Raw genomic sequence first — 16157 nt, forward strand, 5'->3', positions numbered from 1 at the left:
GGATTAAGGAAATAGGCTCAGCTTGCCTATATGATATCAGTACATATTGTAATACAGCCTTATTATATATAAAAAAATAACTTTCGGAAGTGTTTTTGTATATGTTCTTCAAACATTCTGTTATAGTACAGGAAACTTGTCCGAGATAAAAAATCATGTACGAATATTCCGTATGAAGGAGTATTGACCTATTTTATTATACTGCTTACTTTTTTAAATAATCAATTATACCACAGAAAGGAACATTATTTTATGAAAAAGCAAATCTCAAAGCGTGTAACATCTCTTTTAGCAGCTGCTTCAATGGTTCTGTCGACATCAGCAGCTTTCAATGCTTTTGCAGCAGACAGTGGGGCAGATGCTTATAATGAACTTTATGCACATTCAAGGCTTTTCAGAGTCGATAATGAAGTTTTTAACAGTAAATATTTGAAGGCTAAGGAGCGTCTTGATAATGATCCAAGTTTCTTTGATTATTCAGTAAACGCTCCATATACTAACGGAACTGACATAAACTACATTGATTATCAGCAAGTGAGAGATGTTATAAATGAGCTTTACAGTACTGACGGATTCAAAAAAACATCATTCCCTTTAAGTGAGATTGCTGATTATAATACGATCAAATGTGATATTGACGGAGATCAGGAATTAAGCTACTATGATTACTGTTGTATGCTCAGATATATACAGGAAAAAGTTGGTCTGACAGATAAGTTCACTGATCTTAACAATAAAGACCATTCAAGTGAAAGACTTGGTTTAATTGACGGTCACGGTGGCTTGGAAATTAAAAAAATCGAGTCACAAAGCAAATATATAACCATACCTTCGGAAATATGCTGTAAACTTATTACTAAAAACGAAAAGAATGAAAATGTTGAATCATGGTGTATTCTTCCTGTTCTGAAGATCAAAAAAGGTGCTTTTTCTGAGTGTACAAATATGGAAAAGCTTACTATAAGGAATTATGTTCAGCCAAAGTGGTTCTACGGTATAGAAACTTATGACCACGAACCTGAATTGTATACAGGCGGACTTAAAACTATTTCGACAGGCGGTAAAGTTACAGCCAGCACATTTATCAATATTGAAGACGGCGCATTTGAAGGCTGCTCTAATCTTGATACCGTTAATTTCCAGGAAAATGTAAACTTCAGCTATAATGTTTTTAATGGTACAAAATTCGGAAATAAACAAGGCAACCATTATGATGACGGTGTAATATGTTACATTAAAAGCAGCGATGAAAAAGCTGTTGCTGCCTGCGGCACTGTAGATGGTATTGAACTTGCTGACAGCAATAATGACGGTATATCTGATCTTAATATTGCTGATAAAACAACTACTATCACAAATAATCTTAGGGCTGTGCTCAATAATGATAATAACAAAGATAAAACGATCTCACTGAATATTCCGGATACAGTTAAATATATCCATGAAGATGCTTTTTCCAATTGCTGTAATATCAAGTATTTAAATGGCAATGATCTTGATTATTATCAGGAGCAGGAAAGAGAGAATATTTATAAGGATCGTGTGAACGGTGCAGAGAAATACAGCTTCTATGATCTTATAGTCAAAAATAACGGTTCATTCAAGCGGACTCAGCTTTTAGCCGATCATGTACAGCAGAAAATTGATTTTGAAGTATCTGAAATCAAAAATGCATATGATAACGAAAAAGATAGGATAGAAGCTGCTTGCCGTATAATATTCAATAGCGTTGAGTATTCATCATATGTAAATAATACAGAAAAATTCGATCTTTTCCCGAATTATGAATACAATATACTTGATGAATCAAGAGAAAATGACAATTCTGCCTATAATGCTTTCCTTTCTAATTATACACAGTGTGAAAGCTTTGCCATGGCAGTTTCATTGCTCCTTGACGGTCTTGGTGTAGATAACTTTATTCTTGGTTGTTCCGGTCATGCAGCAAACTTAGTTTTTGTTGACAAAAAGTGGCAGATTATTGATATGTCTGTTTATGGTGATTTCGACCGTAATGAGAAGCTGCTTGAACGTTCGGGTAATACTTCGTTTGTAAGAGAAATTTATCAGTTTGGCTCATCGGATAAGGGGTATTATATTACACCTGTTCAGCCTTTAAAGCTTTTCAGCCTTTCAAATGAGTTTGGTTATTATCCCGGTGCGGCTGTCTGCGGCAAGAATCAGTTAGGATCTTTCAGAAGCAATAAAATGTTAACCTCTGATTGTTCGTTTAATATTGTTGACGTTAATTCTGACAGAAGCTGCTTAACAATTGAACTTCCTTTAGATTATGAAATTCCTGAACCAATAAAAAATGCAGTTTCTCATAAAAAGATAAAGCTTAATTTTAGCGGCGTCAGAAAGGAAAACGGTTCATATTATTTTTATAAGAAAGATAAAAAATATACACAGCCAGGAATGTTCACTTATAACAATAAAACATATTATGTCAATAATGATGGCACTTTAGCATATAATAAGATTGTTGATGTAATTGAAAACGGAAAAACAGAGAAATACTGGTTCAATAATGAATGTGAAAGAACAAGCGGTTGGTATAATGATGGAAATAATTATTATCTTTTTGGTAAAAATCATAATATGAACACTGATGCTTACATATCCATGTATGGAAATTATTATCATTTTGACAAATCAGGAGTTATGGATGCAAAAAAGTCGGTGGACTGGAAATATAATATAAAATTGTATGCAAATCAAGATGGTGAACTTGATTTAAGCAAACTGTATACTGATGATTTGTATAGTGAATTTATAAATGGATTGAAAGAAATATATTAAAGAAGCATCCTTAGTAAATAAGGTATAATTTGAAAAGTTATATAAAAAATATGCATAAAGCAGAAGAAATGCCGAGTTTATTTAGCTCGGCATTTCTTTTTATTTTACGAATATAAAATGAAGTGTCCTGAAAATTAAACTTTATGGCACACTCAGAAAACGGCTGAAAAAGCGTTCCCCAAAGTCAGATTTTAGTTTTGGAATGTACCGAAACTGCGCAGGACTTTTTGAACAGATTGGAGGAAAAAATGGATAACCGCGTATATGGATATGCTCGCGTTTCAACGCGTGAACAAAACGAACACAGATTGAAGCTCTCACAAAGTTCATAGTACCTGAACAGAACATTATAATTTACAAAGCATCAGGGAAGGATACTGAGCGTGAAGTATATCAGTATCTGAAACGTCAGATAACTCGTAAAGGAGATACTCTTGTTATCAAGGAATCGGACAGGCTCAGTCGTAACAATGCCGATATAAAGCGAGAGTTAGAAGAGTTCGAGGAAATTATCAGTGTTAAGACACGGGATATACCTACTTCGCTTACAGACTTTCCGTCGGAGCAGGCATGGGTACTGGCAGAAGTATGTTGTGAAAAAAGCCTGTGGAAGCTATGCGAGAGCTTGGTATCTCCAAGTCATACTACTACAGGCTATACAACAGAATATAGATAAGTTTCTCCATTTTGGAGAAACACAATTTATTGAATATTATGGTGTTTGAAAAGCTACTTTTTCCACTGTTCAAATGAATTGACCTTGCCTTTTTTTATCCGAAGTGTGTAGTCACAGCATTGCTGAATAAACTCGGGATCGTGTGTTGAAACAAGCACCGTACTGCCTGAGCCTGCAAGCTGACGCAGAAGCTCTCCCACTTTTTTCATGTGAGCGTAGTCAAGTCCCGAGGTCGGCTCGTCAAACAGCAGAAGCTCTGCACCCGCCGCTATTGCTGAAGCTATAGCGACACGCTGTTTCTGCCCGCCTGAAAGTGCCATAGGGTGAGTGCCTTTATATCCAAGCAGACCGAGGGTACTGAGTATCTCGTGACATCTTTTTTCGTCTTTATCTTTCATTGAAAGCAGCACCTCTTTTTCCACGCTGTCGGTGAAAAGCTGGTGGTTCACGTCCTGCATGACCATGTAGGAAAAGCCGATGCGCTGACGCTTTCTGTATTCCTTTCCGTTTGATATGATAACGCCAGAGCAATCTTTTTCCAGTCCGCAGATACACCGAAGAAAAGTAGATTTTCCCGTACCGTTGCTGCCGATAACTGCGGTCACTTTTCCTTTAGGGAGCATGAGTTCGGGAATACAAAGGCTGAGGGCTTCGCCGTCAGAGACTGAAAACTTCTTTCTTCGCAGGATATATGGCTTGTGATTATAGGAAAAATAAAAGTCCTTCAGCAATATCCCGTCTGATATATCCGCTTGGCTGCACTCTGTATGTCCTTGATCTGAAAGCAATGTCTGATAGTGTTCATTGATACTTGTCGGACGAAGTCCAAGCTGTCTTATCTCTTTCTCGGAAAGCTTTGTGAAATCCTTAGTGTTCCACTCATGTGCTATCCTGCCCTTATCCATATAGATTACACGATCGGCAATATCTTTGAGATACCAGAGTCTGTGTTCGGAAATGATTATCGTCTTGCCCTGGCTTTTCCAGTCACAGATAATATCATGCAGCATCTTTATTGCTTCCATATCAAGATTTGAGGAAGGCTCGTCCAGAAGTATTATTTCAGGCAGCAGTGCAGCTACCGAAGCACAGGCTATCCTTTGCTTTTCGCCGCCCGATAATTCAAACAGACTTTTGCCCAGAAGCTTATCAAGCTTCATCTGTCGGGATATGCTATCCTTTCGGGCTCTTATCTCGTCAGGTGCAAGCCCTATATTCTCAGGACCGAAAACGATCTCTCCGTCGGTATCTACCGAAAAGAACTGACTTCTCGGGTTCTGAAAGACAGTTCCTACAATGCCTGCAAGCTCATAGAGCTGTGTTTTTGCAATCTCAAGTCCGTTTACGGTCACTTCGCCTGTCATATCGCCTTGATAGTAATGGGGAATAAGTCCGTTTAGCAGTCGTATCACCGAGGTCTTGCCTGAACCTGATGCACCGCACAAAAGAAGTGTTTCGCCTTTCTTTATCGCTAAAGAAACGCCGTCAAGGGAGTTTTCGGCCGCACCCTTGTATCTGTGCGTAACATTGTTTATCTGCGCTATCGTCTGCATCATCTGAAATACTTAGAAACCAAGAAAAATGCAAGAGCTGCTGAGAACAGCAGCATCAGCATATAGTCTGCCGCCCTCATTTTCAGCACCTGCACACTGGTTCTTTTCACCTTTCCTCCGAGACCTCTTGTAACAGCGGCTGCGGATAATTCATCTCCGATATTCACGCATGAAAACAGCAGCGGTATCAGACGGTATTCTATCATGCCTGTAGCATTTCCTCCGCCCAGCATGATACCTCGCATTTTCATAGCGTCACGGATAGCTGTGTATTCCTCCTTTATGGTAGGGAAAAAACGCATGACCACCGCAAGTGAGATCGTTATACCGTCTGGGATATGTATTTTCTGCATAGCGCAGACAAATTCGCCGATCTTCGTAGTTTTTATTACATACCATGCTGTTATCATAGCAGGCATGAACTGTACTATGATACTGCAATATCCAACAAGAAATGCCGACAGAAAGCCCTTTGAGTTTTCGGAAAGATACCTGAATGTCAGGAGCAAAGCTGCCCCGTAAAGTATCAGAAACCGAAACGCCGCAAAATGCTTTTCTGTGATAAGCAGAAGTATCGGTATCATGGTCATGATAATTCGCACTGTCCATAGAAAGGGCGTTGTGGCACTCATCATCACAACCGCCGATACTACAAATATCATGTACAGCTTTGTTCTTGGATCGAGCTTTAAGGACATTATACAATACCTGCCTTCTCAAAATGTTTCTTTACAACAGCCTTTCCAATTAACGCCCCCACACAGCCGAATACAAAGCAAAGTACAAGCAATACTGCTATAGTTTTTGAGTTGATTGCACGGAAAAGACTGTCGCAGTACTCCGCCGAATAACCGCCTTCAAGAAGATTTTTTCTGTAGGAATTTGCAGATACCACCACAGGGAAATAATTTGCACATATCCACAGACAGAAAACGCCATAGCTTATAACTGTTTTCTTAAAGCTCTTATAACCGCCCGATTTTGCGATCAGATCTGCTATAACACCTGAGGCGATGATAAGCGGCGCACCGAGGTAGCCCATACCCGTTACGAACATTATGATAGCAAGCAATACGGACATAATGCTCAGCATACCGAATTTCTCTATCTTAGTATAAAACAGCATCATTGGAATAGAACCGACTATCGGTATCATTACTACATAGGATGCTACTATGTATGGGTGAATAAATCCCAGTATTCCGCAGGCAAACTCCACAACGAATAAAAGCGCTGTGAAAATTCCTATTGTAATAAAATCCTTTGCCTGTAATTTCTTTTCGTTCATTTTTAAACTCTCCTTATCATTTTTGCGATTACGCAAGCTTCCAGCTTACCGCCTGTTTTCTGCCGCTTATGAAGTTCTTGTAGATACCCTCCTGCGCCATAAGCTCTTCGTGCCGTCCCTGCTGAACAATGCGTCCCTTGTCCACGACAATGATCTGATCGGCGTTTCTTACGGTTTTTAGCCTGTGTGCGATCATGATGATCGTCTTGTGCTTTGTCAGGTTCTCAATGGCTTCGGTCAGCTCCTTTTCGTTTTCGGGATCAACGTTTGCAGTCGCCTCGTCAAGTATGATAATGGGCGCGTCCTTCATTATCGCACGGGCAATGGCAAGCCTCTGCTTTTCGCCGCCGGAAAGGGTAGCACCGCCCTCGCCGATCACGGTATCATAGCCGTTTGGAAGTGACATAATGAAATCGTGGCAGGCGGCTTTCTTTGCGGCTTCTTCAACTTCCTCCATAGATGCTTCGGGTCTGCCGAAACGTATATTGTTGGCGATAGTATCCTCAAAGAGGTATACCCGCTGAAATACAAAGCTGAAATTCTCCATAAGCGTATCAAAGCTGTAGTCTTTCACATTTCTGCCGCCCAGCGTGACCTGTCCCTCCTGAACGTCCCAGAAACGTGATATAAGAGAAGTTATAGTAGTCTTGCCTCCGCCAGACGGACCCACGATCGCGGTGGTAGTGTTCTCCTTTATCTCAAGCGACACATCGTCAATGATCTTTCTGTTTTCGTAGGCAAAGCTGACGTGTTCAAGGCGGATATCCCTGTTCTGAGGCGTGATGTTTTCTCCGTCGATATCCATTTGCTCAATGTCCAGTATTTCATTCGCCAGGTCAACACCTTTTCCGATAACACGGAGCAGGGCAGTGTAGATACCTGCTGAATCCAGCGACTCAAAAACCATGAACGAGCACAGCAGCATTGTTATGGTATATACAAGATCCATGCTTCCGTTAAGGTAGAAATAAACTGACGCACCTGCTATTGCAACGCCTATCAGCTTGCAGATAAGATTTTGAACGCCAACAGCAGGTATCGCTGCCAGCTCTGCGGAAATGTCAGCGTTTTTCTTTCGCTCAATGGAGCTTTTGAGCTTCGACTGATTGAGACCGATGATGTTATAATTTCTGATCTCCGATATTCCCTGAATGTATTCCAGTATCACGCCTACCATTTCTCTGTCGGCAGAGAGCTTTTCATCTGCGACCCTTGCAACACTTCGGTTCGTCCACTGATTTACCAGAATAAAAATACCTATGCCTGCAAGCGAGATCAGACCGATACGGACATCAAACACAAACATGAAAAGTGCGATTACCGCAGTTGTGATGCTTCCCTGCAATACCAGCATGATAGCACGGGTAGCGATATCTCCCATCTGCTCCATTGTGTTTGTAGCGACCGAGGTGATATGTCCCAGACTTGTATCATTGAAGTAACCCATAGGAAGATATCGCAGGTGCTCGCCGATCTCGATACGTTTTAGTGCGGCAGTATCATATCCGCCTTCTGTCTGTAGCATTGTGGAAAAGCGGCTTATTACCGTCTTTCCGAGAGTGCTTACCAGCATAAGAGCTATGACTGTAAACACAGTTTTCGTGTCGATATTGTTATCAAGCACCGCTTTTATAGCAACAAATGCGGCAGGTATCTTCATGGCTGTGAACATTGCCTCAATAACGCCCAACACGATAGCTTTGTAGAATTTTCTTCTGTTTTTGTCATTACAAAAGTCAAAGAACTTTTTTATCATCTCAAGCATATGCATTCTCCTTTCCGCTGTCATTATCCCTGACCATACTGTGAGCTGTCCACATTTTTCTGTAAAGCTCGCAGTTTTCAAGCAACTCCTGCTGTGTTCCGCAAGCCACGATATTTCCATTGTTGACGACGAATATCTTGTCTGCGTCTACTATCGTCGAAAGGCGATGTGCGATCACTATAAGTGTTCTGCCCTGTATCAGTTTTGCAACACTTTCCTGCACAAGTGCTTCGTTTTCGGGATCGGTGTAAGCAGTCGCTTCATCAAGTATGACGACAGGGGCATTTTTGAGCATTGCCCTTGCAATACATATTCTCTGACGCTCGCCGCCTGATAGGTGTCCGCCTGCGCCGCCGACAACTGTGTCATATCCGTTTTCAAGCCCCATAATGAATTCATGACAACCAGATGCTTTAGCCGCATTGATAACGTCCTCGTCAGTTGCTCCCGATCTGCCGAGCCTGATATTTTCCTTTACTGACATATCAAAAAGGTAATTATCCTGCGCCACATAGGATATCTGACCCATGTAGTAATCAAGTGGCAGTTCTCTGATGTTCACTCCACCGTATGTAATATCGCCAGAATCAGTATCCCACAGCGAGTCGATAAGCCTTGCTATAGTGCTCTTGCCTGAACCCGAAGGACCGACGATTGCTGCGATCTCGCCATGTTTTATCTCCATATTGATACCGTGCAGAACTTCTTTCTCATTGTAGGTAAATCTCACATCGGAGAGCCTGATGTCCGAACCAGCTGGCTTATTTTTCAGCTCTGTCGGCCTTATCATGTCATCGCGTTCAATGATCTCAGTCACTTCACCGAAGATGGTTTGCATTTTAAGGATATCGTCTATGTAAGAAAATGCGACAACAAGGGGAGTGATAAGTCCTGCCGAAAGAATGATACCTGTAATGAAATTAACAGGAGTCAACGAGCCATTTCTCACAAGCAGCAGACCTATCGGCAGAACGCCTAAGAAAGTTGCAGGCAGAAATGACATTGTTCCCGACTGAGGCCAGATGCACCTGCGCATCCAGTCAATGAAAACATCTGCGCCCTCTCTTGCAGCATTCACGAATTTTTCATAGGAGCTGCCTGTCTTTCCAAAAGCCTTGATGACTTCTATTCCGTTGATATATTCCACAGCAGTATCATTGAGCTTTTTGGTCTTTTCAATTGATAATTCATATCCGCCCTTGCTTTTTGCAAACATTATCATAGCACATACAAGACCTATGGCTGCGCCAACCAGATTAGCCAGTCCAAGCCGCCAGTCGAGTGTCAGCAGATAGATGAACATGATGACAGGCAGCAGGAGATTTGCTGTAAACTCAGGCACAATATGTGCCAGAGTTGTTTCCATTGAATCCACTCTGTCAACTATGATGTTTTTGTAGCTGCCGCTGTTGTCATCAAGTACTGAGCCAAGCGGTATCCTTGACAGCTTTTCACAGAGCTGCTTTCGTATGCTGCCCAGCACAGTAAATGTTGCCACATGAGATAATGAAGTCGAGAATGAGTGCAGAGTGACCCTTATCACCCAGAAAACACCCATAAACAATACCTGTTTCAAATAATAGTCCCATTCTCTGTTGCCGTCAAGCAGCTTTTCAACAATATCCGCCATAATAAGATAGGGGATAAATGACGCTGTTACACCCAGAACAGCAAGAAAAACGCTTCCTCTGAAATAGCTTTTCTTTCTCCCTGCAAATTCAAGTACCCAGGATAACAGGCTACGTTTCTTTTTCATTATGATCATTCGCCTCCATAAAATATGTTTGTTTTATCTAACATATATACTTTTTTATAGGGAAACGCAAATGATACGCTTCCCTTAATTTGATTATTGGATTAATATTAAAGTCCGAATAAAGCTTTCCACGCAGGAAGATAAAACTTTTCCAGTGTATGGGCGTAGTGCATAGCTTCATCTTTCGTGAAATCATGAACGACTGCTTGAAGTATCGCTTCAACACTTGCCGTGACAAGCAAATGGAATTCCTTTTCGTCTACTTCATTGACAGCTATCCCACTTTTATTCAGTGCATTCATATATCTAATTGTTACTTCTTCCTCAAGCTTTGCTATGTCATGAGTAAAGTTTTCGTATTTTGTACCCTGCGATCTGCAAACTATCAGCTTGAACTCGTCAAAATGATCGTAGATGTATCCCATAAACCTGACAGTCTCCATCTGATCTTTCCATATGGATTCAGCTGCTACCTTGCCTATCTCATCAAAATAGTCACTCTCTATCCCGTGAAAGCATTCCATAAGACCTTCTATCGTTGGATCTACCAGCGATGCAAACATTTCCTCCTTACTTGAGAAATGCTTGTAAAGACCGCCTACCTGAATGCCTGCCTCAGTCGCTATTCTTCGGAGCGAAGCGTCAGTAAAGCCATACTCCAGAAACTCTTTTTTGGCAGCCTCAATTATCCTTTCATGGCTCTGTGTCTTGTCTCTTGGCAAAGACTCACCTCCCTGGAAAAAGTAAATGAACAGTGTACACTAACATTGTTAGTATACACTGTTCTCTTTCACTTGTCAAGTGTTTTTCAGAGCCAATTATCTTTTCGTGGGAATTTTTCCGTTTTAAATATTTTTCAAATGGGCAAGCTTTTATATTTCGTGCGTTTTCACCTGTAAAGAGTTATAAAGAAAATCTAGCTCCCGAAGGAGTTGGTTTTCCTGCAAATTCAATTATTATATCTACTTCTGCAACAATAGTGTCCGCCATGTTAGCGGATTCCATTTTTAACCTATCCATTTATAAATAACTCTCTTAATTATCTATATTTAATATTTATTATATTGATTAGCTTCATATGAAAATGTAAGGTGCATATTGGTTCGGATAGATGCAATAGAGTGCATTCGTGTATTTCCCATAATAAAAGGGATTAGCATATTTTGCTAATCCCTTTTATTAGTTCATTCCGATTTAGGCTAAATAAGAAAAGCACCCCTATAAATAGCGGTGCTTTTCTACGGGCACTACAAAGTATTGTCTCATTTGTGAGTACCAAATATGGCAGGGGCAGAAAGACTTGAACAAATAGACATATGCTTGCCTTTTGCCTGTATTTAGAGGAATATCCATACACAAATTGTAACCGTGTGACTTTTGTGTGACTGAAATTATTAAGCAACTTCTCCAGCCTTTTTTGTTCGTGTATCTCTGATTACTTCGTACATATAATCGTCGAACACCTTAAGACTATCTCGGATTCGTTGCTTAGGAGTCCTTATGTATACGCTGTCAAGGACTTTTGAGTTAGCCCATCCTCCAAGCTTTTCAAGTACCTCCTTCTCAACACCAAGACCGTTCATAGTAGTTGCAAATTGGGCACGAAGGTCATGGAAAGTCATTTTGAGGTCATGTTTCTTGAGCAATCTGTCGTAGCGGCGTTTTAATGCCCCATAATTTTCGTTAATGATAAAGTCATCATCACTTTCATGTGGAACTTGTTGAATGAGGGTGTAGATGTAATCAGGAATAGGCACATCGCGTGTAGACTGTTCAGTTTTATTCCGATTCTCAATAACATCGTGACCATTTATACATACTCTTGCTCTTCTGACTCTTATGTATCTATTGTTGTTTTCTTCATAAATGTCACTAAATTTGAGCCCACGAACTTCGGATATACGCATACCACCGCACCAAACCGAAAGAAGGCACGGGAGCTCTACACTTGAACCTATAATTACTCTTAGTACATCACCAAGAGGTGGAAGTTCATCTTTTACCGTTTTTGGAGGTGATCTGAGCTTACGGATAGAAGGAAGTTCAACACCAAAGATCAATGCAGCACTTCTGATAAGAGTATACGCCGATTTTATAGTTTTATGGCTTATTCCTTGCTCAGCATCCATGTTGATGGCTCTTTGGATATCGATAGTCTTGAGATCTGTAAGTATGCATCCCTGTATAGCGAGCAATCTATTCTTCGCAAGTGATTCATACCCATAAAGTGTTGTAGGTGCAATATTCAAATACAATAATATTATCCTTAAATGCTTCTATATTCAATAGCTAATAAGTAAAAACCATAGTTTTCCGATTATTTTGATTTTGTAAATATATATAATTATTATGTAATAATTATTATTGTTACATTTTTTTGCCGGTTTACAGCTCAATTCCTATTATTTCTCATTTCTGTATATATATATTATTGATATGGCAAAAGATTTTGTCACTAACAATAATGCGAAAGGAGGAACTGATACTGTGTTTGACAACAACCGATACCTGACCTGTGGCGCTGATAGTGTGATTCCATTGGAATTGCAGCTGTTTCTTTGGGAGTGTGTAGAGCGAATGCCTGCTCCAAAAGACTATTTACAGGTCTTTGAACTGAGTTCAGCTGGTCCTATGCAGGCTATTACTCATAGCTCGGAGGTGCCTGAATACCGTATGACGTATCTTATACCGTCTGATATGCCAATTACAGAAACGCTGTACATAATTGATGACGGTGATCACTGTACAATGCTTTTAGCAGAAGAATATTGAACGTAAAGCCAGCCCCTTCGGGGGCTGGTTCTTTCTATTTACGGAGGTTTTTACAATGGATGAAAAGAATGAAAATGTCATGTATTGCTCTCACTGTGGAGCTATTATCGACGAAGATGAGGATTATGAGACTATTGATGGAGAGATTGTCTGCACAGACTGTGTGGAACAGCATACTACTACCTGTGACAGATGCGGTGCTATAATCTGGACAAATGAAAGCTACGGAGATGATTACACCACTCTCTGCAGCCACTGTTATCACAATCACTACACTCGTTGCAGCTGCTGCGATGCGCTATTACACGAAGACGATGCCTATCACTTGGACGGATATGACTACTGCTCGGAATGCTACCACGATGAAGTCGATAAGAACCGCTCTATCCATGATTACGGTTACAAGCCTGAGCCTATCTTTTACGGTGATTCCAAGCGGTATTTCGGCGTAGAACTGGAGATTGACGGAGCAGGCAAGGACAGTGACAATGCCGACGAATTGCTTGTTATTGCCAACAGAGATCAAGAACACATATACATCAAAGGTGACGGCTCATTGGACGATGGTATGGAGCTTGTAACTCACCCCATGAGCCTTGATTTTCATAAGCAGTTTCAGTGGGAAGATATCATGAAAAAGGCTATATACTTGGGATATCGCTCACATCAGACAAGCACCTGTGGACTTCACGTCCATGTCAATCGCTCCTGTCTAGGCGATAGTCGTGAAGAGCAGGATGAGGTTATAGCACGTATCTTGTACTTTATCGAACATCACTGGAACGAGATGCTTAAGTTCAGTCGCCGCAGTGAGTACAGTATGAACAGGTGGGCTGCGCGATATGGCTTTGAGAAGACAGGTCGTGAGATCCTCGATAAAGCTAAGAAAGGAAATAATGGCAGATATGCAGCTGTGAACCTCATGAACTACACAACTATAGAATTCCGCCTGTTCAGAGGCACGCTCAAGTATAACACTCTTATTGCAGCGCTTGAGCTTGTAAACGCTATCTGCGATCTCGCTATCAGCCTTACTGATGAAGGCATAGCACAAATGTCATGGTCAGAATTCGTAGATACAGTGAAAGAGCCGGAGCTTATCCAGTACCTAAAGGAACGTCGGCTCTATATCAACGAAGAAATCGAAACACAGGAGGATATGTAAAATGGGCTTATTATCAGATTTATTTGGTATGGACGAAGATACCGAGAAAGATATAAAGGACGTGCTAAAGACGGTCGGTGTTATCGCTACAATACTTTTTGCAGGCGGTGCTATTGACGGTATCGGCTGTAACGACGATAAGGAGGAATGAAGTATGTGCGCATTATTCGGATGGCTCGATTATAAAGGAATCGTTCCGTATAGGGTACTCAAGAAGCTTACCCAGGCTCTTGCTAATGCCGCTGAGGAGAGAGGCACAGATGCTGCAGGCATAAGCTATATCCACGATAATAAGGTCACTATATTCAAGCGACCTAAGCCAGCTCATAAACTGCACTTCAACGCTCCTGCCGAAACGAAAGCTGTTATGGGACATACGCGGTTAGCTACCCAGGGCGATAAGAAGCAAAATTACAATAACCATCCCTTCGCAGGTCATGCAGATAAGGAGTTTGCCTTTGCACATAATGGCGTACTCTGGAACGACAGAGATCTGCGCAAGGACGGAGTAATTCCCAATACATACATAGATACAGACAGCTACATCGGTGTTCAGCTCATAGAGAAACAGGGAAAGCTCGACTTCGACGGCTTAAAATACATGGCCGAGACCGTTGAGGGGAACTTCTGCTTCACCGTACTGGATCAGAATAATAGCTTATACATTATAAAGGGCAGCAATCCTATGTACCTGCTCCATTTCGAGACAATAGGTCTGTATGTATACGCAAGTACTGAAAGCATTATGAAGAAAGCTTTGAAGCAGTTGGGGTTGCACAAGTTCGAGAGCAAGCGTATTGATACAGAAGAAGGAGATATACTCCGCATTGACAAAAGCGGTAAAATCACACGCTCACGGTATGAACCTAAGATATATCGCTCCAAGTACATGAGCTGGTATGATGATGACCTCTCTTCTTATTATAATATGCATGAAGAAATATTGCTGGCATACTGTGGCTGCTATGGTGTGGACAGTACAGATGTGGAGCTTTTGCTGGAGTATGGTTATACCTGTGATGAGATTGAAGATATGCTCGCAGATCATATTCTGCTCCGAGAAGCACTCAGGGATGTAAAGTATATGTGCGGTGAAGATGTTTATGAGAGTTACTGCGGAGCTTTTTAAGTCCAAAATAGTTACTTTATTGCACACCTTGAAAACAGGCAAAAAAGTGTACATAAAAGTCCTGTTTTGACTTTATGGACGTCCACAAAGTAACAACCACATTTATGGACAAATTGGAGGTAATATGGATAACAGAATCTACGGTTATGCCCGGGTATCTACCCGGGAACAGAATGAAGACAGGCAGCTTGAAGCTCTTATTAAGTTTGGCGTTCCTGAGCAGAATATTATTATAAAATACTCTTTTAAGTAATATTCACTCATTTATTTCCCAAATCTTCTTAATAGATACTTTGGGAGGTTCAGGTTTCAGCATTAAACATTCGTAGTATCTGAACATATCCCCAATCAAAGGCCTACAAACCTGATATCTGGTTCTACTACAGATTATTATCTCCTACTATTTATTATGTTAGGCTTCAATTCTGCACAGGTGTAAAGCCATGCGCGATTAATACATTTATATTTTTTTTCTTGTACCTCTCAAGTTCTTCTGAGAATACTTGTTTAAGTTTTGGAGTATTAAGTATTGTCTCGCAGATTCCTTTTTGCTGTTTACGATTATCTCTGAATTTCTTTTTAAAATCCTCGATATTTGCAGCATCGCCAAGACCACGCCTACCATGTTCTATTGCATCAACATACATAGCAAGGTCTCGTTCCGTATATTTGCTTGTATCAGCGGTATAATTTTCTTTTATAAGCAACAATCCATTGCCGTCTTTACACGTAATTTTTCTAAAATCATTAATATCCGTGCTTAATTTCACATCACGCCTTAATGAATAACAATATTCGATATACTCTTTATTATCCTTGATTTTTTCCATTATAGGAAGAACCACATCTTTGATGACATCGCAGGTATTATTTAAGGCTCTGAGTAAGATTCCTGAATCAGAAGTACTGCAAAGACAATGTCCAATACGTTTGTCAAATTCACTTTTTCGCACTTCGGGATCACTAAAGAAATTCTTATTAATATCCCATAGTTTGCATTCAAAATCGATTACATTATCAATGGTTTCGTTTCTCGGCTTGATACCAAGCTCTCTATAATAATCACTATTATAGAGACCTTGAATGCAATATAACGAACATGTTGGTTCGTCCAGAAAGATAAGTTCCGGATTATACAGAGAAAGTATTCCCAACATCATTTCAACATTTTTATATCCTGTTTTGTATGCTGATAATGTGCGATACGTTATGACATTAATTATACCGTCACCTATAATCCTTACATAACAC

General features: G+C 40.5%; 15 protein-coding genes. 7 read left to right on the plus strand and 8 right to left on the minus strand.

Annotated features, from left to right (window positions below; all coding sequences use genetic code 11):
* Positions 1 to 252 precede the first annotated feature (252 nt).
* Positions 253 to 2802 (plus strand): leucine-rich repeat protein, encoded by a 2550-nt coding sequence (locus tag QZZ41_RS10725; RefSeq protein WP_295071694.1) that lies wholly within the window; start codon positions 253 to 255, stop codon positions 2800 to 2802.
* Between the two features lie 352 nt (positions 2803 to 3154).
* Positions 3155 to 3478, plus strand: coding sequence for a recombinase family protein (locus tag QZZ41_RS15445; RefSeq protein ID WP_367267476.1), 324 nt, complete (start codon positions 3155 to 3157; stop codon positions 3476 to 3478).
* A gap of 53 nt (positions 3479 to 3531) precedes the next feature.
* On the opposite strand, the gene QZZ41_RS10730 is transcribed toward QZZ41_RS15445, so the two are convergent.
* From QZZ41_RS10730 to QZZ41_RS10760, 7 genes are all read right to left on the minus strand, one after another.
* Positions 3532 to 5031 (minus strand): ABC transporter ATP-binding protein, encoded by a 1500-nt coding sequence (locus QZZ41_RS10730; protein WP_295071696.1) that lies wholly within the window; start codon positions 5029 to 5031, stop codon positions 3532 to 3534.
* The gene (locus QZZ41_RS10735) at positions 5031 to 5729 is read right to left on the minus strand and encodes an energy-coupling factor transporter transmembrane component T (protein ID WP_295071700.1); all 699 of its coding nucleotides are present in this window, start codon (positions 5727 to 5729) and stop codon (positions 5031 to 5033) included. Before QZZ41_RS10735 ends, QZZ41_RS10730 begins: the two co-directional genes overlap by 1 nt.
* Positions 5729 to 6319 (minus strand): MptD family putative ECF transporter S component, encoded by a 591-nt coding sequence (locus QZZ41_RS10740; protein ID WP_295071702.1) that lies wholly within the window; start codon positions 6317 to 6319, stop codon positions 5729 to 5731. Before QZZ41_RS10740 ends, QZZ41_RS10735 begins: the two co-directional genes overlap by 1 nt.
* Positions 6320 to 6347: 28 nt before the next feature.
* Positions 6348 to 8084: an ABC transporter ATP-binding protein gene (locus tag QZZ41_RS10745; RefSeq protein ID WP_295071704.1), complete on the minus strand. Its 1737-nt coding sequence runs from the start codon at positions 8082 to 8084 to the stop codon at positions 6348 to 6350.
* Complete coding sequence (locus QZZ41_RS10750; protein WP_295071706.1) at positions 8077 to 9840, minus strand: ABC transporter ATP-binding protein; 1764 nt, start codon at positions 9838 to 9840, stop codon at positions 8077 to 8079. The genes QZZ41_RS10745 and QZZ41_RS10750 overlap by 8 nt, the downstream gene beginning before the upstream one ends.
* 107 nt (positions 9841 to 9947) lie before the next feature.
* Entirely contained in the window at positions 9948 to 10562 is a 615-nt protein-coding gene (locus QZZ41_RS10755; RefSeq protein ID WP_295071709.1) for a TetR/AcrR family transcriptional regulator, read from the minus strand.
* A 672-nt stretch (positions 10563 to 11234) separates the two neighbouring features.
* Positions 11235 to 12095: a site-specific integrase gene (locus QZZ41_RS10760; RefSeq protein WP_295071712.1), complete on the minus strand. Its 861-nt coding sequence runs from the start codon at positions 12093 to 12095 to the stop codon at positions 11235 to 11237.
* A gap of 181 nt (positions 12096 to 12276) precedes the next feature.
* On the opposite strand from QZZ41_RS10760, the gene QZZ41_RS10765 reads away from it, so the two are divergent.
* From QZZ41_RS10765 to QZZ41_RS10785, 5 genes are all read left to right on the plus strand, one after another.
* A complete protein-coding gene (locus tag QZZ41_RS10765; protein WP_295071714.1) occupies positions 12277 to 12612 on the plus strand; it encodes a DUF960 domain-containing protein in 336 nt (111 codons plus the stop codon).
* Positions 12613 to 12667: 55 nt separating this feature from the next.
* A complete protein-coding gene (locus tag QZZ41_RS10770; RefSeq protein ID WP_295071718.1) occupies positions 12668 to 13777 on the plus strand; it encodes an amidoligase family protein in 1110 nt (369 codons plus the stop codon).
* 1 nt (position 13778) lies between these two features.
* Complete coding sequence (locus QZZ41_RS10775) at positions 13779 to 13928, plus strand: hypothetical protein (protein WP_295071721.1); 150 nt, start codon at positions 13779 to 13781, stop codon at positions 13926 to 13928.
* A gap of 3 nt (positions 13929 to 13931) precedes the next feature.
* Positions 13932 to 14906, plus strand: coding sequence for a class II glutamine amidotransferase (locus QZZ41_RS10780; protein WP_295071723.1), 975 nt, complete (start codon positions 13932 to 13934; stop codon positions 14904 to 14906).
* Between the two features lie 124 nt (positions 14907 to 15030).
* Positions 15031 to 15159 (plus strand): recombinase family protein, encoded by a 129-nt coding sequence (locus QZZ41_RS10785; RefSeq protein ID WP_295071726.1) that lies wholly within the window; start codon positions 15031 to 15033, stop codon positions 15157 to 15159.
* Positions 15160 to 15325: 166 nt separating this feature from the next.
* Here QZZ41_RS10785 and QZZ41_RS10790 read toward each other — a convergent pair.
* On the minus strand, positions 15326 to 16157 hold an 832-nt coding region (locus QZZ41_RS10790), incomplete at its 5' end, for a hypothetical protein (RefSeq protein ID WP_295071728.1).

It is taken from the genome of Ruminococcus sp., from assembly GCF_016283395.1.

Bases quoted from the DNA above. Each gene is read 5' to 3' on its own strand.
- QZZ41_RS10725 (WP_295071694.1), top strand. From the start codon at position 253: ATGAAAAAGCAAATCTCAAAGCGTGTAACATCTCTTTTAGCAGCTGCT.
- QZZ41_RS10730 (WP_295071696.1), bottom strand. From the start codon at position 5,031: ATGCAGACGATAGCGCAGATAAACAATGTTACGCACAGATACAAGGGT.
- QZZ41_RS10735 (WP_295071700.1), bottom strand. From the start codon at position 5,729: ATGTCCTTAAAGCTCGATCCAAGAACAAAGCTGTACATGATATTTGTA.
- QZZ41_RS10740 (WP_295071702.1), bottom strand. From the start codon at position 6,319: ATGAACGAAAAGAAATTACAGGCAAAGGATTTTATTACAATAGGAATT.
- QZZ41_RS10745 (WP_295071704.1), bottom strand. From the start codon at position 8,084: ATGCTTGAGATGATAAAAAAGTTCTTTGACTTTTGTAATGACAAAAAC.
- QZZ41_RS10750 (WP_295071706.1), bottom strand. From the start codon at position 9,840: ATGAAAAAGAAACGTAGCCTGTTATCCTGGGTACTTGAATTTGCAGGG.
- QZZ41_RS10765 (WP_295071714.1), top strand. From the start codon at position 12,277: ATGGCAAAAGATTTTGTCACTAACAATAATGCGAAAGGAGGAACTGAT.
- QZZ41_RS10770 (WP_295071718.1), top strand. From the start codon at position 12,668: ATGGATGAAAAGAATGAAAATGTCATGTATTGCTCTCACTGTGGAGCT.
- QZZ41_RS10775 (WP_295071721.1), top strand. From the start codon at position 13,779: ATGGGCTTATTATCAGATTTATTTGGTATGGACGAAGATACCGAGAAA.
- QZZ41_RS10780 (WP_295071723.1), top strand. From the start codon at position 13,932: ATGTGCGCATTATTCGGATGGCTCGATTATAAAGGAATCGTTCCGTAT.
- QZZ41_RS10785 (WP_295071726.1), top strand. From the start codon at position 15,031: ATGGATAACAGAATCTACGGTTATGCCCGGGTATCTACCCGGGAACAG.